This is a genomic window from Arthrobacter sp. JUb119 (assembly GCF_024807995.1).
Taxonomy (GTDB): Bacteria; Actinomycetota; Actinomycetes; order Actinomycetales; family Micrococcaceae; genus Glutamicibacter.
Window position 1 is genome coordinate 19,015 of record NZ_JANUFE010000003.1, and the last position, 21,468, is coordinate 40,482.

A 21,468-nucleotide genomic window follows, 5' to 3' on the forward strand; every position below is an offset into this window, starting at 1 on the left:
GGAGTACGCAATGACGAAGGATTTCGACACCACAGAATTTGCGCCGGAGTTCGGCAACGACATCTACGAACCGGATGACGGACGCGATTCCCAGGCTTACGAGGGCTCAAGCGACATGCCGGAAACCATGCGCAACCTCGACCCGCTGGCACAACGCAATTACCTCTACGACGATGACCTGGAAACCGAAGACCAGCTCGACAACGAATTCGCCGCAGACGATGACGACGAGGAAAGCACAGAGCTTGTTGACCTTGAGGACGAACTCTAGGCCGTGGGCTAAGCAAATCTTTGGCTAAAGGCCATAGACTTTAGAAGTGATTAATCCAGTTCATCTGCGCACATTGCTCGAAGTGGTGGCGCATCGTTCCTTTGCCACGGCCGCAACCCGCTTGGGCTACACGGCCAGCGCTGTCTCCCAGCAGATGACAGCGTTGGAGCGAAGCACCGGTACCACGCTGTTCCTGCGCGGCGCACGCTCCATCACCCCGACGCCAGGCGCCCTGCGCATGGTGCGCCATGCCAAACGGGTGCTCACCGACCTCGACGCCCTCATGGCAGACGTCGCCACCATCTCCACCGAAGCTACCGACCTTGAGGAAATCAAGCTTGGCATCTTCCCCTCGCTGGCGACCTACGCGCTGCCGCAGATCCTCAAGGCACCGGATTGGTCCTCCTTGGGCATCAACCTGCGCCTGTGGATCGGCGAACCCCAGCAAACTGTCGCAGGCCTTGGCACCGGCGGCGACCTCGACCTCGCACTGATCTTCCAGGTGGGACCCGGCGGACTGTCGTGGCCAGCGTCCCTGGAGCGCACCTGGTTGGGCGATGACCAGTTCCGGGTAGTGATCCCGGCGTCCTGGCCCATCGCTGAAGACGCCCAGCTGACCGTGGACCAGTTGGCCGAATGGCCATGGATCTTCCACCACCCGGGCACCTCGGATGCCACCTTGATTTCGCGCTTGTTCTCTTCCTACAACATCCACCCGCAGGTGGCTGCCTACTGCGACGACTTCAATGCGTCGCTGAGCCTGGTTTCCTCGGGACTGGGCGCCGCCCTGGTTCCCGATCTGGCCATGGCCAACGCTCCGGAAGGCATCCGCATAGTTGATGCCCCCGAGATTCGCCTGGCCCGCTCCATCTTCGCGTTGAAACCGGAGAATTCCAAGAAGCCGAAGGCCGCGCTGGTATTGGACCGGCTCGCCCAGGTGCTCTCCCGCTGATTCGTTGCGCCGCGGCGCCACTGGTGCCTGCATCCGTCCCAAGAAAGAGGAATGTCCCGGTGGAGAACCAGACCCCTGCATCTTCCAGCGATGGCGTAGTCATCTCGGCCGTGCATGGACCAATCGGCCACATCGAGCTGAACCGTGCCAGCAAGCTCAATGCGTTGACCCTGGAAATGCTCACCGAGCTGGGCCGGGTGCTGCGTGCGTGGGCCGTGGACCCGTCGATTTCGCTGGTGCTGCTCACCGGCCGCGGCGAACGCGCCTTCTGTGCCGGCGGAGATATCGCCGATTTCCATGCAGCAGTCACCACCGGACGCCATCAGGACTTCGTCGATCTGCTCGCGAGAGAATTCGAACTGGATTACCTGATCTCCACCTATCCCAAGCCCCTGATCACCTTGGCCCATGGCATCACCATGGGTGGGGGCATCGGCCTGGCCTCGCACGCACCGGTGCGCCTGGTGACCGCGAACGCCACCATGGGAATGCCCGAAGCGAAGATCGGCTACACCCCGGATGTGGGAGGCAGCCACCTGCTGGCCAGCGCGCCGGGCCACTTCGGCGAGTTCTTTGCAATGAGTGCGCAGTCCTTCACCGGTGCCGATGCCGTACTTCTCGGTTTTGCCGATGCCGTTGTCACCGAGGACTTCGCCCAGAACATCCTCGATGAGCTCGATGAGTTCGCGGGGCTGAATGCCGGAGAGATCGCGGCGGCTATCGAGGTCATGCACGGTGCGCCCGAGTCCTTCGCCTTGGAACTGGACCGCGGCTGGATCGATCATGCTTTCAGTGCCGCCACCCCGCAGGAAGTCTTGGCACGCTTGGAGCAGATGGTCCATCCTTCGGCGCAGCGTGCCGCGCAGATGCTGGCAGCGAATTCCCCGACCAGCGTGGCCAGCGCGTTCTACAACGTGCGGGCTGCACGTGAGGAGCAGGACCTGCGTTCGGCCTTGGACCGCGAACTGCGCCTGGCTCGCTACCTGATGCACCGTGCCGATCTTGCCGAGGGCATCCGTGCCCAGGTCATCGACAAAGACCGCAACCCCACGTGGATTCCGGCTTCGCTGGAGGAAGTGGACCACGAGGTGTTGCGGTCTCTGGCTGCTGATTCGGAAGGCTAGCTGTCAGCTCCCGGCTTGCCTTCTGGCCGGGTGACATCTGCATGCACCGGGCGCACCTTGGCTGAATCCCTGGGCTCGATGCGCGGTGCGTTCACTGCATCGGCTGGTTCGCGAACCACCGACGGGGTGATATCCACGCTCTTGGGCGCGGTGTAGGCCAGCGGTGCATGCTCGCCGAAGTGGTCCGCGTCTGCTTCATCCCAGTCTTCCATCCAGGAACCTGGAATATCCTCGAGCAGTTCGCCGGGACGCAACCACTGGAACAGCGAAGCGTAGGAGCGAGTGGACTGCAGGTTCACCCGGCGGCGCAGCATCCGGGTGTTCAGCTGCTCCGGGCTGGTCAGTCCCATCGATGCCATGATCTGCGCGCATTCGGTGACGGTCAAGCGATGGTAGTTGTAGACGCGGTGGCCCTTGTCCTCCACATCCAGGGCACGCATCAGGCGCTTGTTCTGCGTGGCTACGCCTACGGGGCAGTGGTTGGTGTGGCACTGCTGGGCCTGGATGCAGCCGGTGGCCATCATCATGGAACGCGCCGAGAAGGTGAAATCCGCTCCCTGGATCAGCCGCTTGATGATGTCGGAGCCGTTGGCGACCTTGCCTGCCGCGGCGAGGCGGATTTCGTCGCGCAGTCCGGCACCCACCAAGGTGTTGTGCACCAGCATCAAGCCTTCGGTCAGCGGGGCGCCAACATGGTCCTCGTATTCCAGCGGCGCAGCTCCGGTGCCGCCTTCAGCGCCATCAATGGTGATGAAGTCCACCAGGATGCCGGTTTCCAGCATGCCCTTGCACAGGGCCATGACGTCGGTGCGGGAACCAACGCAGAACTTGATGCCCACTGGCTTGCCACCGGAGAGGTCGCGAAGCTTCGCTACGAAGTGCATCAATTCGCGCGGGGTGGAGAATTCTGCGTGGCTGGCCGGTGAAATGCAGTCCACGCCCATCGGGACATCGCGGGCCTCGGAGATTTCCGCGGTGACCTTGGCAGCCGGCAGCACGCCGCCGAGCCCGGGCTTGGCGCCCTGGGAGAGCTTGATGGTGATGCCCTTGACTCTTTCATGGTTCGCCTTGGCAGCGAAGGTTTCGGGGTTGAAGCGGCCCTGCTCGGTACGGCAGCCGAAGTAGCCTGAACCGATTTCCCAGAACAAGTCGGCCCCGTATTCCAGGTGGTACTTGGTCAGCCCGCCCTCACCGGTTTCATGGACGAATTCTCCCATCGCGGCGCCCTTGTTCATCGCCAGCACGGCGTTGGCAGAAAGCGAGCCGAAGCTCATCGAGGAGATATTCATCAGCGAAATCTCATAGGGCTGCGAGCACTGGCTGGACCCCACCCGTACGCGGTGCTGCGATGCTACCGGGGCCACCGGAGCTGCCGAATGCAGCAGGTATTCGTGGCCGACTTCATTGACATTCAGCTCCGTGCCGAAAGCCTTATGGCTATCGGCGCCCTTGGCCCGCGCGTAGATCAGCGAGCGGGTGTCGCGGTTGAAAGGACGGCCATCGGTATTGCGCTCAATGAAATACTGCTGGATCTCGGGGCGGATGAATTCGAAGAGGTAGCGGGCGTGCCCGACAATCGGGAAATTGCGCAGGATCGCATGCTTCTTTTGCAGCAGGTCCCTGATGCCCAGAAGCACCAGCAAACCGGTGAGCACGACGAGGATCCACCACACCCATTCCCCGGAGGTGCCGGCAAGGATTGCGGTCACCACGAAGCCAGTGAATAGGACAGCCAGGAACAGGAGAACCACTATTCGCATCATGATGCGAGCCTAGTACCTCCCCGCTGCCTTGTCAGTTCCATCCATTGGGCGGGGCGTGGATCAGCTTGGCAAAATCCGGTCCGCTTCGCGCACGGCCATGCGGGAGAACAAGGATTGCCCATCGGCCAATAGCGCTGGCGCCGCACCGCGTTCCAGCACCACTCCTTCATGGAGCACCAGCACGTTCTGCGCCCGGGCCAGGATCGATAGCCGGTGGCTGATCATCAGCACCGCCATCCCTTCACCGCGGCGGCGTTCCACTGCTTCCAGGACCAGCTGTTCGCTGCGTGCATCCAGGGCGCTAGTGGATTCATCGAGGATCAATACCGCGGGGTTGCGAAGCAGCGCCCGGGCCAGGGCCACGCGTTGGCGCTGGCCACCGGAAAGCCGGGCAAAGCGATCCCCCAACCGGGTCTGCAATCCGGCCTTCTGCTGGCGCAGCCAGGAACCCATGCCCAGTTCATCGAGGACCTGCTCCATCTCGGCGTCGCTGATCCCTTCCGCACCCAGCAAGAGGTTCTCGCGCAGCGTTCCACGGATCATCACCGCCTCTTGTGAGACCAGGATGATCCGGGTGCGCAGCTGCGCCAAGCTTGCGGCCTCCAGCGGCACATCGCCGAAGCTGGCGGTGCCGGCAGCTTCCACCGAGCGCACCAGGGCTGCCGCGACCGACGATTTGCCGGAGCCGCTTTCGCCCACCAGTGCGAGCAGGGAGCCTGGTTCCAGTTCGAAATCCACGCCGCGAACTACCCGATGGCCCTCGAAGTCAACCGACAGATCCGCCACGCGCAAGGTGCCGGAAGCAGGAAGGGGAACCGGGTTGGCGGGTTCGGAAACCGGATGGCTGGTTATCGCGGTGGCGTACAGCCGGCGAGCGCTGGCCAGCGAATCCTGCAGGCCCAGGATGAACCCGTCTACCGCGCGCACCGCTTCATAGGAAGGGACCAGGGCACAGCACAGCACGATCAGCGTGCCGAACTGCCCGGCGGTTCCCAGCAGGACAAAGAGCGCGAGCAGGCTGCCCCAGACCACCAGCTGTGTCAGCGTGGCCCGTACCGCGCCCAGGGTTCCGGCCGATCGCGCCGCTTGCCGGCTTTCGTGCAGGCTTTCGCGCATCCGCGCCATGACGGGTTTGCCGGCATTGAATCCGTGAATCACGTCGATGCCGGCAAGCGTGTCGGCCAGCAGCTGGTTCTGGGTGCCGCGAGCACTGGCGGTGGCCCGCGCGGTACGGCGCAGGGCGCCGACGCCAATGGCCGGGATGGCCAGCCCGATCAGCACATAGCCGGCGAGCAGCACGAGGGCCGGTTGCATGCCGAATACCGCCCAGGTTCCCCAGGTTGCCAGGCCGCTGACTGCCACTGCCGCCACGGCCGGGGGCAGGGTGTGGGCGAAGAACACTTCGACCTTGTCGATGTCGCTGGTGGCCTTGGCGAGCATGCCGCCGGAATTCTTGCTGTCCGCGGCGAAGGGCGCTTGGCGTTCAAATGCCTGGTACATGCGGTTGCGCAGCCGCGCCAGGGACAGGAAGGCCACCCGGTGCCCTACATACTGCTCCAGGTAGCGCACCGCGCCCTTGATAAGTCCTAGCAGGATGACCACAGCGATCAGCGGTCCCCAGCCAAGGACCATAGGCAGCTGCTCACCGCCCAGGTGCAGGGCCTTGGCCAGGCCGAACCCGGCCACGGCGTAGATACCCAGCGAAGCCAGGCGAGTGGCGCAGGCCAGCACGCAGGCCAGCAGCAGCGGCGGGAGCAGGTCCTTGGTGCTGCCAATCAGCCAGGCGACGGTTTTGATAGTGGAGATTTTCTGCGTGCGCATTAGTTCCCCTCCCCCAGCTGGCTCCGGCCACTGGCATGCAGCGCATCAGCGCGTTGGCGGAATCCGTCCATGGCTTCCTTGAGATAGCCGTCGGCGGCCAGCAGCTCGTCACGGCGTCCGGCCTGGATGAGCTGTCCGTGGTCCATGACCAGAACATAGTCGTAGTCGGCCAGCAACCCCAGCCGGTGGGTGACGGTGATGACCGTGGTGCTGCGGTCCAAGGAGCGCAGGGTTCCCAGCACGTCCGCCTCGGTCTGGACGTCCAAGGCGCTGGTGGGCTCATCGAGCAGCAGCACGGGACGCTGCGCCAGCAGGGCGCGGGCCAGCGACAGGCGCTGGGCCTGGCCGCCAGAAAGCCGTGCCCCGCCCTCGCCCAGGCGTTGCGCCAATCCCCCGGGTTGCGCCTCGAACCACGCTCCCATGCCGACCTGGCGCAGCGCCAGGAGCAGTTCGCCGTCGGCAGCCCGGGGCGCACCGAGCAGGAGGTTTTCGCGCAGGCTCATGCCGAAGAGCGTGGCGTGCTGTTCCACTACGGCGGTATTGGCCTTCAAGGTTGCCGGGCCCATGGCTTGCCGGGCATCGCGGATGGTGCCGGAGGAAGCTTCGAGCTGGCCCTGGAGCACGCGCAGCAGCGTCGTCTTGCCGCTGCCCGAGGGGCCGATGATGGCAGTACGCGAACCGGCCGGGAAATGCCAGGAAATTTTGTCCAGCGCGTGGTGCCCGCTGTCGTAGCTGGCGCTGACTTCTTCCAGGATCAGATCACGGTGGCGCAGGTCCACGGGCAGCGGATTGGCCATGGAACGGTGCATGGGGATGTCGGCGACTTCGGCCAGTTTCTTCTCGGCGGCCTTGCCGGTCATCCCGATGTAGAAGAAGCTGCCGACGTAGTTGACCGGGGCGAGCATCAGGAAGCTCAGGATCACCAGTGACAGGGCAGAACCCGGGGTGATGGCCCCGGAGCTGGCGCGCCACCAGGCCAGCAGGGCGGCACTGGCGAGCAGCAGCACGGCGAAGCTGGAATCGATGACCAGCAAGATCAACTGGTTGCGGGCCAGCAGTTTCATCACTTGCTGGCGTACGCGTTCGGTGGCCTGCTCGATGCGCGATCCCATCCACCGGCTGCCGCCGTTGAGCTTGAGCATGCCCAGCGAGCGCAGTGCGTCCAGGAAGGTCGCCGAGAGGATGCCCTGGGCTCGGCGGTACTCTCCGTTCGAGGAGCCGAAGCGCCGCTGGAAGCCCAGGACGATGACCGGGACCAGCGCGGTGGGAACCAGCAGTACCAGTGCGCTGAGCGGGTCGATGGCAAAGGCGATGAAGCACAGGATCAATACCGGGGTGGCTACCGCGGAGATTGCCGGCCCGATGAAGCTGGAACGGTATTTCACGGACCGCTCCACCGAGTCCATCGCCGCATGCAGCAGCTCCCCATCGCCGGAGGCGCGCACCGCCAGCGGGCCGATGGACAGATAGTGCTTGAGCAGCTTCATGCGGTGGTACTCGGTCAGGTCAAGGGTGTTGCGCGAGATCACGACCGGGATCAAGAAGGTGGCAACCGCCATGATCAGCAGTTCGCCGAAGGCGCTGGCATACCATTGGGTGCCCAGCGGGCGATGGGCCATGAGTTCATCCAGGCCTTGGCCCACGACGATCACCAAGCCGGCGGTTCCGGCCGCGGCACTGAGGCTCAGTGCCACCACGATGGCTGTTGCAGCCGAAAATATTCCAAAGACCCTACGCACCCTCCTATCCTAGGGCAGAGCACACCGGCAGTTCCGCGCCGTGGGGCTTGCCGGCCAGGCTGGGCCGTGAAGCGTCATACATTGCCCGTGATGCGCGTTGTGCGCGAAACTGGAGTGCATGAGCACCCCGGAGCTGAAACAACGTCCGCATTCTGTCACCTTGCGATTCCTCGCGGCACCAACCGACGTCGATGTCACCGGGATTGTTCCTGCGGGCACCGTTCTGGAGTGGGTCGACAAGGCCGCCTACGCCGCGGCGGTGGGATGGTCCTCCAGCTATTGCGTCACCGCCTATGTAGGAAATATCCACTTCGAAGACCCGATCCACTCCGGGGATCTGGTGGAAGTGACCGCTTCGGTGGTGTACACCGGAACCAGCTCCATGCACATCCATACCGAGGTGTCCTTCAGCGATCCGCGCGAGTTGCGGCCGGTGAAGTCCAGCAGCTGCCTGGTGATCTTCGTAGCCGTCGGCGAGAATGGGAAGCCAACCCCGGTTCCGGCGTTCACCCCGGGTACGGCCCGGGAAATCGCAATGCGCGAGAATGCGCTGGCGCGCATTGAGATCCGCGAGCAGATCGTCGCGTCCATGAACGATCAGGTATACACCGATGAGGGAACCGCCGAACGCGTGACGCTGCGCTTCCTGGCGGCGCCCACCGATGTGAACTGGGGCGGCAAGGTCCACGGCGGCATCGTGATGAAGTGGATTGACGATGCCGCTGAGCTGTGCGCGGCCCGCTACTGCCAGCAGGAAACCGTTGCGGTGTTCTCCGGCGGCGTGCGTTTCTACCGCCCGCTGCTGATCGGCCACCTGGTGGAGGTGGAGGCGCGCCTGGTCTACACCGGGAACAAGGGAATGCACGTTGCGGTGCATGTGCGCTCTGGCGATCCGAAGACCCGGGAAATGCAGCTGACGACCTACTGCCTGACCGTGATGGTGACCCGCGATGAAACCGGCACCGCTGTTCCGGTCAAGCCCTGGGTGCCCGTCACCGGGGAGGACAAGCGGCTGTGGAATCACGCCCGCGACTTGTTGGCCATCCGCGCCAACGCGCCTGGCGGTTACACCCCAATCCATATGGCCAAGGAGAACGCGAAGTGAGTGCAGCAAAGCCCTTCGTCAAAGTGTGCGGCTTGTCCACGGCCCAGGACGTGCAAACCGCTGCGGCCCATGGCGCTGACGCCATCGGGTTCGTGCTCACGCCCAGTGCCCGGGAAATTTCCGCGCAGCGCGCCGCCGCATTGGTGAAGGCGGTTCCCGCAGGCATTGCCACCGTGGCGGTATTCCGCGGCGAAGAGATCCAGACGGTGCTTCAGCTTGCGGCGCAAGCCGGCGTGAGTTGGGTGCAGCTGCACGGGCAGCGCACGGCAAAGGATGTGAGCACCGCCCATGAGGCCGGGTTCAAGGTCATCCGCGCGGTGCGGCGCGATGACCCGGAGGAGCAGTTTGCCGATTGGGGCGAAGATCTGCTGCTCATTGACGCCTCGGTCCCCGGCAGCGGCGAAAGCTGGGATTATGCGGCAGTGAAGGATCTGGCCGCTGGTCGGCGCTGGCTGGTGGCCGGCGGACTGTCCCCGCAGAATGTCGCTGATGCCTTGGCTGCGTCCAGCGCTTTCGGCGCCGATGTCTCCTCCGGCGTCGAATCATCGCGCGGAGTCAAGGATCCCGAACTGATCGCCATGTTCATTGATGCGGCCAAGGCTTCGCCGATTCCCGCACGTTGAGTCCCCCCGGCACGGTCCAGCAGGAATTGCGCGAGTGAATTGATTCAGCGGATCCAATTGTGCGGGGCCGGCTTGCGGGTGCTGGGCAGCGCTCCGTCCTGGCGCCACTGGTGCAGCCACTCGGGCAGCACCATGTCTGCTGGCAGTTCCAAGCCGACTGCTGCCAGGATTTCCTTGTTGGAAACCGCACCCTTTTTCGAGGTCATCCGGGTGGCGACATAGGCGCGAGCGTAGATTTCGCCCTTCACGACGATGCGCTGCTCGAAGAAGATGCACTTGTCGTCCATGCCGATCAGCCGGGTTTCCTGGGAGAACTTGGTTCCCAGGCGCACCGACTTGCGGAAGGTGATGGTCTCGGTCTGCACGACCGGAACCCATTTATTCCTGGACATGATGTCCCAGACACCGGAACGGAACATCAAGTCGAAGCGTCCGAGATCGAAGATCGAGAAGTACATGCCGTTGTTGATGTGGCCGGCAAAGTCGATATCGGTCAGCGTGGCACGCATGCCCACTGAGCTGGTGTCGAACATCGACAGCTTGGAAGCCTTCTTGCTGTTCAGGTAAACCATGAGGATTCGGAAAATCATGTGCATACCATCACATTACTGCCTAGTAACCTTTCTGCCTAGCGCATTTCCTCCCGGGTCAACGCCAGGGGTAAGCCTCCAGGCTCATGCCCGGAAAACCGCAGACCGGTAAAGTCGTTTCCAATGCCTGGCCAACGAGATGATCAAGGAACACCATGTACCGACTCCCCGAGCTAGTACACCGGAGGCTCCCAACGCTGCCTCCGGTGGATTGGGAACGTCCGTCTCCGGATAAGAAGAGCTTGCGCCGCGACATTATCGTCGCTTCGGGCTTCCTCCTGCTGGCGCTGGCCATGCACGAACTGCTACTCTCCCTGACCGAGCAAGAGAATGCGCCCGATCCACTTCTCGCCTATCTCGTGCTTGTGTCCCTGATCGTGCCGCTGATGTTCCGCCGGCGCTGGCCCATCACCATGATGCTCATCGGTTCGGCTGCCTTCGTGGGCGCCGGAAGCGAAAATACCTACCAAGTCGGCATGGAGCTCTGCGCGCAGCTGGCCTATTTCATCGGCATCTACACCGCGGTCACGTGGTCGAAGAACCGCCGGGGACTGTGGATAGCGATGAGCGTGGTGCTGCTGTTCATGGCCACCTGGGTGATCGTCACCTTCTTCACCTCCGACTTGCTCACGGCCACCGGAACTTCCATGGTCGAGGATCCAGCAGGCGTGCTGCCGACGTCAACGGCCTTCATCTTCTACAACCTGCTGATGAACCTGCTGTACTTCGGCGGCGCGATCTTCCTGGGCATGGTCAGCTGGACCAATGCCTACGCCAGCCAAATAGTGGAAACCCAGGCCCAGCGCATTGCCGACCAGTCCCAGCAGCTGGCAGACCGTGCGGTCAACGAGGAACGGCTGCGCATCGCCCGCGAGCTGCACGATGTCATTGCCCACCACATCGCCTCGGTGGGAATCCAGGCTTCGGCCGCCCGCATGGTGCATGAGCGCGATCCCCAGCAGTCCATCGAACTGATGCGCGGCATCGAGTCCTCGGCACGCAGTGCAGTCAGCGAAACGCGGGCACTGCTGGGCGTATTGCGCGAACACGGCGGACCGGAGGATTCGCCGAACAGCGCTGAGGGGGCACGGAACCCCGAACCCTCCATGGCGCAGCTCGATGAGCTGATCGCAGCCAATGAACGCCAGGGACTGAGCATCCAGATCTCCCGCGATGAACACCAGCCCGGCTTCATTTCCACCCTGCCGGCAGGCCTGTCGCTCGCGCTCTACCGCATCAGCGGCGAAGCCTTGGCCAATGTCCGTGCGCATTCCACGGCCCGCACAGCTACCTTGTCGCTGCGTTCGGGAACCGATGCCGATGGCGCATGGATAGAAGTCGAGGTCACCGACAGCGGCCGTCCCCGGCCGGATTCCGCCGGTGGCGGCTACGGCCTGCGTGGCATTCGCGAACGCGCCAAGCTGCATCACGGGCTGGTGGAAATCGGCCCGCGCATTCCGCACGGCTGGCGTACCCGGGCCCGGTTGCGCGTGGTTTCCGACGCGGCAACTAGACTGGCAACATGAGCAAAATTACCGTGGTGATCTGCGATGACCAGTCGCTGATCCTCTCGTCGCTGAAACTGATCTTGCAAACCGATCCGCAGATCCAGGTCATCGGCACGGCAGGCAACGGCCAAGCGGGCCTGGAAATGGTTCGCGAGCTGAACCCCACGGTGGCGCTGATGGATATCCAAATGCCGCAGATGGACGGCATCGAAGCCACGAAGCTCATCGCCAGCACCACCCAGACCAAGGTCATTGTGCTGACCACCTTCAACCGCGACGACTACCTCTTCGAGGCCATGGATGCCGGGGCCAGCGGGTTCCTGCTCAAGAATGCAGAGCCTGAAATGCTGGTGGCCGCCGTGCACCAGGTGGCCGCCGGCCACGGGCTGCTCTCCCCCGAAGTCACGCTCAAGCTCATCCAGCGTGGCACCGGCGCGGTCCCTGCCGCGGATTCGGCAGCGGCAACTACCGAGGCCCAGCAGCTGGAAAAACTCACCGAACGCGAACGCCAGGTACTCTGCGAACTGGCCCAGGGCAAGAACAACCAGGAAATCGCCGCAGTGCTCTCCCTCTCGGAAGCCACGGTGAAAACCCACCTGTCGAACCTGTTGGCGAAGCTGCACCTGCGCGACCGGGTGCAGGGCGTGCTATTCGCCCACCGCGCCGGACTCATCCAATAGTTTCATTCTCCAGACGGAGCGCAAATGCTGCTTAGTTTCCTAAGCTGATGAGTAGAAACAATACTTGGCAGAGGAAAACATGCTTGAGCTAAACCATGTGTCACGGTCATTTGCACAGAATTTGGTGCTCGATGACATCAGCTTCACCGTACCTGGCGGCGCGCTCACCGGATTCGTCGGTGCCAACGGTGCCGGCAAGACCACCACCATGCGCATCATCATGGGATTGCTCAGCGCCGATTCCGGTTCTGTTTCGCTCAACGGCCAACCGCTCGATGGAGCCACCCGCCCCAACTTCGGCTACATGCCCGAGGAACGCGGCCTGTATCCCAAGCAGCCGGTCATTGACCAGCTGGTCTACCTCGGACAGCTCCATGGCCTGTCCCGCTCCGGAGCACGCAAACGGGCCATGGAACTGCTGGCCCGTTTTGGTTTGGCTGACCGCGCCAAGTCGAAACTCGAATCCCTGTCCCTGGGCAACCAGCAACGCGTGCAAGTCACCGCAGCACTGCTGCACGAACCCGACGTGCTCATCCTCGACGAACCTTTCAGCGGACTTGACCCGATCGCGGTGGACGCAATGAGCTCCATCCTGCGCGACTATGCAGCGCGTGGCGTACCGGTGCTCTTCTCTTCGCATCAGCTGGATCTGCTCGATGTGCTGGTGGACCATCTGGTGATCATCCAGGACGGCAGGATCCTGGCCAATTCATCGGCAGCCGGGCTCCGTGCGACGCAGGCATCCCGGCACCGGTTGTCCCTGGGCTCCGACACGGGCTGGCTGCGCAATGAACCGGGGGTCACCGTTATCGATATTTCAGGCCATGACGCATTGGTGAATTTCGATTCCGAAGCCGATGCCCAACGCGTGCTCGCCACCGCCATGAGCCGCGGGCCCGTCGCAGAGTTCGCAATCCATCGCCCTTCGCTGGCCGACATCTACCGGGAGATCATCAAGTGAACACCACCACGGCTCCATGGCTCATTGTCGCCTTGCGCGAAGTCGAAACCAAGCTGCGCGACAAAGCTTTCATCATCAGCACCATCGTGACCTTGCTGTTCATCATCGGATCGGTCGCCGTTACCGGATTCCTCGCCAATCGCACGTCGAATTTCGCCGTGGCTGCCACCGACGATGCCAGTTTCCGGGTGCTGGAGCAGGTGATCCAGGATCGCCCCGAAGACGTGGAATTGAGCATTTCCAGGCTCGCTCCTGAACAGGCGGAGCAACAGCTATCCGCTGAGCGGCTGAACGCGACCTTGTCCGGTTCGGCCGATGCGCAGGAATTCACGCTGACCGGTTTCAACGCGGTCGACCAAGAGCTCAGTTCTCTGGTCCGCGAAGCAATGAAAACCGTGAAGACCGATCAGCTGCTGGCCGAGGCCGGACTGGAATCAGCTAGCCTGCCCGATAACGAGGACCTCATTCTCGATCAGCTCCATGGCGATTCCGAACGGGCCGCGATGGCCAGTGCCATGGCGCTGGTCTTCTCATTCCTCTTCTACATGGCCGCATTCCTCTTCGGCATGCCCATCGCCAACTCGGTCATCGAGGAGAAGCAGAACCGCGTGGTCGAGATCCTGGCCAGCACCATCCGGCTGCGCCAGCTGCTGGCAGGAAAAATCATCGGGAATGTCGTTCTCGCAATGATCCAGCTCCTGGCCTTCCTCAGCATTGGCTTGCTGGCTGCCTACATTTCCCCGATCCAGATCCCGTTCCTCGGAGTTGTCACCCAGGTGGCCGGGTGGTTCGTGGTGTTCTTCTTCGGCGGTTTCCTGCTTCTGGCCGGGATCTGGGCAGCGTTGGGCTCCTTGGCTACCCGTACCGAGGATCTGCAGCAATCCAGCGGGCCCGTGGTGGGCCTCCTGATGGCGGTGCTGTTTATCGGGTTGTATGCCAAGGGCAGCTTCCTGGTGGTCGCTTCGTACATTCCTATCGTCTCCTCGGCGGCAATGCCTAGCCGCCTGCTCTCCGGCGAGGTAGCTTTCTGGGAGCCGATTCTTTCGCTGGCAATTCTCCTGGCTGCCTGCTGGCTCGTGCTGCTGTTTGCCGAGAAGATCTACGGCAGGGCAGTGATGCACACCGGTGGCGCGCTGACCTTGCGCAAGGCACTGAAACTCGAGGTCTGAGCCCGCCTGCCAAGAACAGGAAAAGGGATTGCACAGCCAGCTTCATTAGACTTGGCTAAGTGAGCGAAGAAAAACCACTGTTGCATCTGCCGGCCCGCCTGATCATTGTTTGGCTGGTGCTGATCGCCGGCGTCACCGGATCCACGCTGCTGTCCACCGCCGACTATGTCACCGGCGGCAGCCTGCTCTCCCTGATCGCCTTGTGGGTGATCAGGCTCGTGGCCATCGGCAGCTTCTGGTTGCTCGAAGCGCGCAAGGACACCAAGGTCTTCGCGATGCTGCTGGTCCTGCTGTCGCTGGTCCTGGACATCTTGCTGAAGCTGCCGGTACTGGACACCGTGGAGTATGGCGATTGGTTCTTGGTCTCCGCGCTGGATCTGCAGGGGATGTACACCGGCTACTTCACCGTCTGGGGCCTGCTCCTGCCGGTGCTTTCGCTAGTTGGCTGGTTCGTCCTGCGTCCCCGCAAGCTCGCTGGCTGGATCGTCGGCCTGCTCTCCGCGGTGGGCCTGGGATTTGCGGCCCTGTCCGTGGCTGGTTCGGCCAGCGGATCCGTACTCGCCTTTACCCTGGTGACCTTGGCGCGCTACATTCTTCCGGCGATCCTCTCCGCCACCGCGGATATTCTGGTCGCCAAGTACAAGGTACGCAAGAAGTAAAGAGCATCCGGCATAAAGCAGTGGCCAGCATCCAAATAAATGGATGCTGGCCACTGCTTTATGCGCTTGCCTGCTAGATCAGCGAATCACTGAGGTGATTCGGGGTGCCGAAGCGGTGAGCGGTGATGGATACCGCCTGCTCATGCAGGAACGGAAGCATCTCCACCCGTCCGGCAGCGGTCACCGGCGATGCGTAGATGGCCACATCCGGCTTGCCGTTGGCTGCCTCGGCGACAGCCTTCATCGAGCCGCCGATCAGGCGGATGCGGGCAGCGGACTCCGGACCGGTCTTCGCAGCCAGCTTCGCAGCACGGGCGGCGAAAGCAGCAGCGTCTTCGCGCACCACGGTGACCGAGTTCTCGGCCAACAGGTTGCGCACGCCCAACGGCAGCTGCACGTCAGCGGAGAAGATCACGCGGGAACCTGCGGTGACACCGGCGGCAATGACGCGCAGCGCCTCGGCCAGTCCGTGGCCGCTGGTGGCTTCTTCGAAGCGCACCGTCACGTCAACCGCGCGGTAGCGGAAGATGTTGCGCTCGGCGACCAGCCCCGAGCGGTCCTTGGCCTGGTTGAACTCGTTGTTCCACCACAGCTTGTCGCTGGCCAGTGCCGAGCCCAGCCACTGCGCCTGCTCCGAATCCAGTTCTGCGGTGTTCAGCAGGCGCTGGTCGAATGCCGAGAGCGCCGCGCCCTGCGTGGCGGGGGCGTCCACCCAGGAGCCCATGCCGACCAGGTAGTTCGGGCCGCCGGCCTTGGTGCCTGCGCCGATGGCCGACTTCTTCCAGCCGCCAAATGGCTGGCGCTGCACGATGGCACCGGTGATGCCGCGGTTGGCGTAGATGTTGCCCGCCTGGATGTTCTCCAGCCAGTAGCCCATCTCTGCCGAATCCAGCGAATGCAGGCCCGAGGTCAGGCCGTAGTCCACCTCGTTGACGATCTCCACCGCTTCTTCCAGGGTCTTGGCGGTCATCACGCCGAGAATCGGGCCGAAGTATTCGGTCTTGTGGTACTCGCTGCCGCGGGCCACATCGTAGCGCACGCCCGGCGAGTAGAGCTTGCCCGAGTCATCGAGCTGTTTCGGCTCAATGGCCCAACGCTCTCCGGCGCCCAGGGTGGTCAGGCCGCGCTTGAGCTTTTCGCCCGGCTCGCCGATCAATGGGCCCATCTGGGATTCGGGGTTCCACGGGTAGCCGACCTTCAGCGACTTCACCGCATCGATCAGCTGGTTGTTGAAGCGGCGGGATTCAGCCACCGAGCCCACCAGCACCACCAGCGAGGCTGCCGAGCATTTCTGGCCGGCGTGGCCGAAGGCCGACTGCACGACGTCGCGCGCAGCCAGATCCAGGTCGGCGTTCGGGGTGACGATGATGGCATTCTTGCCGGAGGTCTCGGCCAGCAGCGGCAGGTCCTTGCGGAATGAGCGGAACAGTTCCGCGGTCTCGTAGCCGCCGGTGAGGATCAGGCGGTCCACGCGCTCATCGGAGACCAGCTGCTGGCCCAGGGAGCGATCGCCCACGAAGACCAGCTGCAGCACGTCCTTGGGCACGCCGGCATCCCACAGGCATTGCACCATGACAGCGCCCACGCGGGCGGCCTGGCTGGCAGGCTTGATGATCACCGAGGAACCGGCGGCCAGCGCCGAGAGGGTGGAACCGGCCGGAATCGCCATCGGGAAGTTCCATGGCGGGGTGACCACGGTCAGCTTCGACGGGACGAACTTCGCTCCATCCACGGTATCCAGTTCACGGCCCAGTTCCGCGTAGTAGTGCGCGAAGTCGATGGCCTCGGAAATTTCCACATCGCCCTGGTCAATGGTCTTGCCGCATTCGGAGCCCAGGACCTCGAGCAAGGTGGCGCGGCGCTCCTCGAAGAGCAGGCCGGCACGGTGCAGGATCTGCGCGCGCTGGGCCGAGCCCAGCTGCTGCCAGCCGGCGGCGGCATCCACGCCCATGGCGATGGACTCGTCGAGTTCGCCGGCGCTGTTCAGGGTGTTGTTCTTGACCAGTTCCTTGCCCAGCGGCGATTCCTGCATCTTGGCCAGGATCTCGCGTCCCCAGGCACGGTTCTGGTTCAGGTCCGGGTCGGTATCCGGGGTGTTGAAGAATTCGGTGGAGCCGTCGGCGAAACCGGCCACGCGGGTGCTCAGCGACGGATCCTGGATCTGGCGGTTCTGCACGCGATGCGGGGCAGGGACCACGTTGGACATGGCTTCCAGGGATGCGAGGAAGCGGTTCTTCTCGCGTTCGAACAAGGCCTCGTTCTTGGCCAGCTCGAAGACTGCGGACATGAAGTTTTCCTGGCTGGCGCCCTCTTCGAGGCGGCGGATCAGGTAGGCGATGGCCACGTCGAATTCCTGCGGGTGCACCACCGGGGTGTAGAGCAGCAGCGAGCCGACGTCCTTGCGCACCGCTTCGGCCTGGCCTGTGGCCATGCCCAGCAGCATTTCGAATTCGATGCCGTCGGTGGCGTTGCGCGACTTGGCCAGCAGCCAAGCCAGCGCGACATCAAAGAGGTTATGCCCGGCGATGCCGATGCGGATGTTCTTCACGTGTTCCGGACGCAGCGCGTACTCCAGCACGGACTTGTAGCTGGTGTCGGAGTCCTGCTTGGTGTGCCAGGTGGCCAGCGGCCAGCCGTGGATGTCAGCTTCCATGGTTTCCATTGGCAAGTTGGCGCCCTTGACCACGCGGACCTTGATCGGTGCGCCGCCTTCGGCCACGCGGGCCGCGGAGAATTCCTGGAGCTGGATCATCGCGCCCAGGGCATCTGGCAGGTAGGCCTGCAGCACGATGCCGGCGGGCAGGTCCTTGAATTCGGGCTTGGACAGGATCTTGGTGAAGACCGCGATGGTCAGCTCCAGGTCCTTGTACTCTTCCATGTCCAGGTTGATGAATTTCTTCTTCGGGCTGTTGGCAGCCAGCTTATACAGCGGCTGCAGCTTTTCCACGATGTGCTCCACGGCTTCATCGAACGCCCAGTGGTTATGCGGGGCGACGGTGGAGGAGACCTTGATCGACACGTAGTCCACGTCATCGCGTTCCAGCAGCTTGGTGGTGCCGTCAAGACGGCGGGCCGCTTCGCCTTCGCCGAGGATGGCTTCGCCGAGCAGGTTGACGTTCAGATCCACACCCTCGCGCTTGATCTTGGAGATCGCGCCGCCCAGCTTGGCATCCGAGGCGTCAATGATCAGGTGGCCCACCATCTCGCGCAAGACCTTGCGGGCGATGGGGACAACTACCTGCGGCACGATTGGGGCCATGGCGCCGCCAACGGCGACGGCCTTGCGCATGTACCAGGGCAGGAAGCCTGGAACCATTGGAGCCAGCGCCTTGAGGTTGGCTGCCGCGACGTTCAGGTCTTCGGGGCGGATCACGCCATCGACGAAGCCTACGGTGAAGTCCAGGCCCTTGGGGTCCTTGAGCACTCCGGCCAGGCGGGCGGCGGCGGCGTCTACGGGGTAGTCGGAAGCTTCGGTGAGCCAGCGGCGCACCAGCTTGATGACGTCGTCAGCGAGTTCGGCCGGCGAGGTGAGCGGGTTGCCGTCGGCATCTAGTGCGGCTGGCACTACGTGCTGGGTGGAGGTGAAAGACACTGGTGGTCCCTTCGATGCAATTCGTACTTGTGGTTCGGCACCGAACGCTGATGTCGTTGTGGCTAATCCGGCGGCCTGCTGCTGCCAGAGGGCCGCTAGGAAAAGCTGTGTGCAAGATCGAGTATGAACCTATATTGTCTTAAGCAAAAGTGAACAAAGCCGAAGATGTTCGTTCGGTTTTGCCGAAGTATTTGGACTCCGTGAGTCCCCATTAACTGAATGGCGGGAAAACCGTGCTTGAACTGAGAAGATTGCGCTTGCTTCGCGAATTGCATATCCGCGGAACCATTGCCGAGGTGGCCGACGCGCTGAGCTACTCCCCCTCATCCGTGTCGCAGCAGCTGAGCCAGCTGGAAACCGAAACCGGGGTGGAGCTGCTGCGGCGCACCGGACGCACCCTCAAGCTCACCCCGCAGGCCCAGATCCTGGTGGCCCACACCGAAGAGCTGCTCGATTCCATGGAACGCGCCGAAGCGGACCTGTCCGCGGCCATGTCCACGGTGTCCGGAACCGTCCGGCTAGCGGTTTTCCAGACGGCCATGCTCCGGCTCATGCCGCCGGTACTGCGCGAACTGCGCACCAGGCACCCCAATCTGCGGGTGGAAATGAGCCAGCAGGAACCAGCCGACGCGCTGAATGAAACCAGCAGCCGAAGTTTCGATTTGGTGGTCGCGGAGCAGTACTCGGGACATTCCGCGCCGCACTACGACAACCTCGATCGGCGTGTTCTGACTCACGATCCGATCCGCCTGGCCTTGCCGGCACGAGGCGCGGCCGGAAATGCAGAATTCGACCGGGTGCACACCTTGGAGCATGCCAACTCACTGCCCTGGGTGGTGGAACCCGCGGGTGCCGCCAGCCGGCACTGGGCCCTGCAGGCTTGCCGGCTTGCAGGGTTCGAGCCGGACCTGCGCTACGAAACCGCTGATTTGCAGGCTCACGTGCAGTTAGTCGCTTCGGGCAACGCCGTGGCGATGCTCCCAGAGCTGGTCCTGCGCGACCAGCGCAGCAGCCTGCGCACGGTGGATCTTCCCGGCTCTCCGGAGCGCACCATCTTCACCGCCATGCGGCATTCCTCCACCCAGTCCCCGGCCATCCGCGCGGTGCGCAAATCGCTGCACGCGCAGCCCGGAATGAGTGATGCAAGCAACTCCGCGATTTTGGCTACCCCTGCAGACTTCGATACGGTCGACTAGATAACAGAATGATCACAGACCAAATGGCACCCGGCGACAAACCGGAGAATTAGTGCCATAGTGGTGACTCGCACCACAGAAATCCGCGCCTATGGCGGCTGAGAAAAGCCCCAGGCACAAACGGTAATGAGGAAAAATGTCCGACCAGACTTTCCAGATGATTGCGATCGCAATTTACATGGCCGCCATGCTTGGCATCGGCTATATTGCATATCGCCGCACCAACAACATTGACGATTACATGCTGGCCGACCGCGGCCTGAAGCCGTGGGTCGCAGCCCTGTCCGCAGGCGCATCCGACATGTCCGGCTGGCTGCTCATGGGCCTGCCCGGCGCCATCTACCTCGGCGGCCTGCACGAAGCATGGATCGGCATCGGCCTGCTCATCGGCGCGTGGCTGAACTGGAAGTTCGTCGCTCCGCGGCTGCGTTCCTACACCGCGATCTCGCAGAACGCCATCACCATCCCGAGCTTCTTCGAAAAGCGCCTGAAGGACAACAGCCACCTGCTGCGCATCGGCGCATCGGTGATCATCCTGGTGTTCTTCACCTTCTACGTATCCTCCGGAATGGTGGCTGCAGGCAAGTTCTTCGAGGCTTCCTTCGGCTGGCAGTACCTTGCGGGCATGTTCTTCGTGGCAGGAATCACCCTGCTCTACACCCTGTTCGGCGGCTTCCTCGGGGCGTCCCTGACCGACATGGTCCAGGGCTTGCTGATGTTCGCCGCGCTGATTGCCGTGCCGATTGTGGCAGTCATCCAGATCGGCAGCATCGGGGACATTACCTCGAAGGTCACCGAAGTCAATCCCGAAGCGTTCAACCTGTACTCCTCCTTCAGCGACAACAGCGCGATCCTGGCCGCCGTGGCCATCTTCTCCACCGCAGCGTGGGGCCTGGGCTACTTCGGCCAGCCGCACATCATCGTGCGCTTCATGGCGCTGCGCACCCCGGGCGAAGCGAAGACCGCACGGCGCATCGGCATTGGCTGGATGTTCCTGACCACCCTGGGCGCCATCGCCACCGCGTTCATCGGCGTCGCGTACTTCGCCGATCAGCCGCTGGACAAGGCCAGCAGCGAAACTGTCTTCCTGCTGCTGAGCCAGATCTTCTTCCACCCGCTGATCGCCGGCCTGGTGCTCGCCGCGGTGCTGGCGGCCATCATGTCCACCATGTCATCGCAGCTGATCGTCTGCTCCTCGGCATTGGTGGAGGACCTGTACAACATCACCGGCCGCAAGGCTTCGCCCAAGGCCCTGGTCATGCTGGGCCGCTCGGGCGTGCTGCTGGTGGCCGTCATCGCCGCCCTGCTGGCGCTGAACCCGAACTCCTCCATCCTTGAGCTGGTTTCCTTCGCGTGGGCGGGCTTCGGCGCCGCCTTCGGCCCGGTTGTCCTGCTGGCCCTGTACTGGCGCAAGCTGACCGCCGTGGGCGGTTTCGCCGGCATGGTCACCGGCGCCGTCGTGGTGTTCATCTGGGGCAACGTGGACGTGCTGGCCTCGGCCATGTACGAGATCGTCCCGGGCTTCCTCGCCGCACTGGTTGTCGCATGGCTGGTTTCCCGGGCAACCTACCGCCCGAACCCGACCATCGATGCCGAGTTCACCGAAATGGAACAGGAAGTCGGCGCGAAGGTTACCGCCTAGCCAACGCCCCGATGCAAAGCTCCTTTGGTCCGCATGGACCAAGGGAGCTTTTCCCGTTCCCGGACCCTGGTGT

Annotated in this window: 17 protein-coding genes; 12 read left to right on the plus strand and 5 right to left on the minus strand. The window is 63.3% G+C overall.

Annotated elements, in window-relative coordinates; all coding sequences use genetic code 11:
* Positions 1 to 10 precede the first annotated feature (10 nt).
* The 3 genes from M2368_RS09100 to M2368_RS09110 are packed head-to-tail and all read left to right on the plus strand — an operon-like array spanning position 11 to position 2,347.
* The gene (locus M2368_RS09100) at positions 11 to 271 is read left to right on the plus strand and encodes a hypothetical protein (protein ID WP_332487986.1); all 261 of its coding nucleotides are present in this window, start codon (positions 11 to 13) and stop codon (positions 269 to 271) included.
* Positions 272 to 317: 46 nt separating this feature from the next.
* Positions 318 to 1,223, plus strand: coding sequence for a LysR family transcriptional regulator (locus M2368_RS09105; RefSeq protein ID WP_105658862.1), 906 nt, complete (start codon positions 318 to 320; stop codon positions 1,221 to 1,223).
* A gap of 59 nt (positions 1,224 to 1,282) precedes the next feature.
* On the plus strand, positions 1,283 to 2,347 hold the full coding sequence (locus M2368_RS09110) for an enoyl-CoA hydratase/isomerase family protein (protein WP_332728263.1): 1,065 nt from the start codon (positions 1,283 to 1,285) through the stop codon (positions 2,345 to 2,347).
* Here the strand turns inward: M2368_RS09110 and M2368_RS09115 are convergent.
* From M2368_RS09115 to M2368_RS09125, 3 genes are read right to left on the minus strand one after another with little or no spacing between them, the layout of a single operon-like run.
* Positions 2,344 to 4,110 (minus strand): FMN-binding glutamate synthase family protein, encoded by a 1,767-nt coding sequence (locus M2368_RS09115; protein WP_105658864.1) that lies wholly within the window; start codon positions 4,108 to 4,110, stop codon positions 2,344 to 2,346. The two genes, M2368_RS09110 and M2368_RS09115, sit on opposite strands and share 4 nt — an antisense overlap.
* A gap of 60 nt (positions 4,111 to 4,170) precedes the next feature.
* Complete coding sequence (locus M2368_RS09120; RefSeq protein WP_498724374.1) at positions 4,171 to 5,931, minus strand: amino acid ABC transporter ATP-binding/permease protein; 1,761 nt, start codon at positions 5,929 to 5,931, stop codon at positions 4,171 to 4,173.
* On the minus strand, positions 5,931 to 7,670 hold the full coding sequence (locus M2368_RS09125; protein ID WP_498724375.1) for an ABC transporter ATP-binding protein/permease: 1,740 nt from the start codon (positions 7,668 to 7,670) through the stop codon (positions 5,931 to 5,933). The genes M2368_RS09120 and M2368_RS09125 overlap by 1 nt, the downstream gene beginning before the upstream one ends.
* Positions 7,671 to 7,788: 118 nt before the next feature.
* Here M2368_RS09125 and M2368_RS09130 point away from each other — a divergent pair, with 118 nt between their 5' ends.
* Both M2368_RS09130 and M2368_RS09135 read left to right on the plus strand, forming a co-directional pair.
* Positions 7,789 to 8,775 carry an acyl-CoA thioesterase gene (locus tag M2368_RS09130; protein ID WP_400343805.1) on the plus strand — a complete coding sequence of 329 codons (987 nt, stop codon included), beginning with the start codon at positions 7,789 to 7,791 and terminating at the stop codon, positions 8,773 to 8,775.
* Positions 8,772 to 9,398 carry a phosphoribosylanthranilate isomerase gene (locus tag M2368_RS09135; protein ID WP_332487997.1) on the plus strand — a complete coding sequence of 209 codons (627 nt, stop codon included), beginning with the start codon at positions 8,772 to 8,774 and terminating at the stop codon, positions 9,396 to 9,398. Before M2368_RS09130 ends, M2368_RS09135 begins: the two co-directional genes overlap by 4 nt.
* Positions 9,399 to 9,442: 44 nt before the next feature.
* Here M2368_RS09135 and M2368_RS09140 read toward each other — a convergent pair whose 3' ends face one another.
* Complete coding sequence (locus M2368_RS09140) at positions 9,443 to 9,994, minus strand: acyl-CoA thioesterase (protein WP_332487999.1); 552 nt, start codon at positions 9,992 to 9,994, stop codon at positions 9,443 to 9,445.
* Positions 9,995 to 10,143: 149 nt separating this feature from the next.
* Here M2368_RS09140 and M2368_RS09145 point away from each other — a divergent pair, with 149 nt between their 5' ends.
* From M2368_RS09145 to M2368_RS09165, 5 genes are all read left to right on the plus strand, one after another.
* Positions 10,144 to 11,514, plus strand: coding sequence for a sensor histidine kinase (locus tag M2368_RS09145; RefSeq protein WP_332502674.1), 1,371 nt, complete (start codon positions 10,144 to 10,146; stop codon positions 11,512 to 11,514).
* Positions 11,511 to 12,176, plus strand: a complete 666-nt coding sequence (locus M2368_RS09150; RefSeq protein WP_105658871.1) for a response regulator — start codon at positions 11,511 to 11,513, stop codon at positions 12,174 to 12,176. The genes M2368_RS09145 and M2368_RS09150 overlap by 4 nt, the downstream gene beginning before the upstream one ends.
* A gap of 79 nt (positions 12,177 to 12,255) precedes the next feature.
* A complete protein-coding gene (locus tag M2368_RS09155; RefSeq protein WP_332488003.1) occupies positions 12,256 to 13,137 on the plus strand; it encodes an ABC transporter ATP-binding protein in 882 nt (293 codons plus the stop codon).
* Entirely contained in the window at positions 13,134 to 14,306 is a 1,173-nt protein-coding gene (locus tag M2368_RS09160; protein WP_332488005.1) for an ABC transporter permease, read from the plus strand. Before M2368_RS09155 ends, M2368_RS09160 begins: the two co-directional genes overlap by 4 nt.
* 59 nt (positions 14,307 to 14,365) lie before the next feature.
* A complete protein-coding gene (locus M2368_RS09165; protein WP_332488007.1) occupies positions 14,366 to 14,965 on the plus strand; it encodes a hypothetical protein in 600 nt (199 codons plus the stop codon).
* Between the two features lie 73 nt (positions 14,966 to 15,038).
* On the opposite strand, the gene M2368_RS09170 is transcribed toward M2368_RS09165, so the two are convergent.
* Positions 15,039 to 18,557: a proline dehydrogenase family protein gene (locus M2368_RS09170; RefSeq protein WP_332488009.1), complete on the minus strand. Its 3,519-nt coding sequence runs from the start codon at positions 18,555 to 18,557 to the stop codon at positions 15,039 to 15,041.
* Positions 18,558 to 18,790: 233 nt separating this feature from the next.
* Here M2368_RS09170 and M2368_RS09175 point away from each other — a divergent pair, with 233 nt between their 5' ends.
* On the plus strand, positions 18,791 to 19,753 hold the full coding sequence (locus M2368_RS09175; RefSeq protein ID WP_133834891.1) for a LysR family transcriptional regulator: 963 nt from the start codon (positions 18,791 to 18,793) through the stop codon (positions 19,751 to 19,753).
* A gap of 136 nt (positions 19,754 to 19,889) precedes the next feature.
* Positions 19,890 to 21,395 (plus strand): sodium/proline symporter PutP, encoded by a 1,506-nt coding sequence (gene putP / locus M2368_RS09180; RefSeq protein ID WP_498724376.1) that lies wholly within the window; start codon positions 19,890 to 19,892, stop codon positions 21,393 to 21,395.
* The last annotated feature ends 73 nt before the right edge of the window (positions 21,396 to 21,468 follow it).

Bases quoted from the DNA above. Each gene is read 5' to 3' on its own strand.
- M2368_RS09100 (WP_332487986.1), top strand. From the start codon at position 11: ATGACGAAGGATTTCGACACCACAGAATTTGCGCCGGAGTTCGGCAAC.
- M2368_RS09115 (WP_105658864.1), bottom strand. From the start codon at position 4,110: ATGATGCGAATAGTGGTTCTCCTGTTCCTGGCTGTCCTATTCACTGGC.
- M2368_RS09120 (WP_498724374.1), bottom strand. From the start codon at position 5,931: ATGCGCACGCAGAAAATCTCCACTATCAAAACCGTCGCCTGGCTGATT.
- M2368_RS09130 (WP_400343805.1), top strand. From the start codon at position 7,789: ATGAGCACCCCGGAGCTGAAACAACGTCCGCATTCTGTCACCTTGCGA.
- M2368_RS09140 (WP_332487999.1), bottom strand. From the start codon at position 9,994: ATGCACATGATTTTCCGAATCCTCATGGTTTACCTGAACAGCAAGAAG.
- M2368_RS09145 (WP_332502674.1), top strand. From the start codon at position 10,144: ATGTACCGACTCCCCGAGCTAGTACACCGGAGGCTCCCAACGCTGCCT.
- M2368_RS09150 (WP_105658871.1), top strand. From the start codon at position 11,511: ATGAGCAAAATTACCGTGGTGATCTGCGATGACCAGTCGCTGATCCTC.
- M2368_RS09155 (WP_332488003.1), top strand. From the start codon at position 12,256: ATGCTTGAGCTAAACCATGTGTCACGGTCATTTGCACAGAATTTGGTG.
- putP (WP_498724376.1), top strand. From the start codon at position 19,890: ATGTCCGACCAGACTTTCCAGATGATTGCGATCGCAATTTACATGGCC.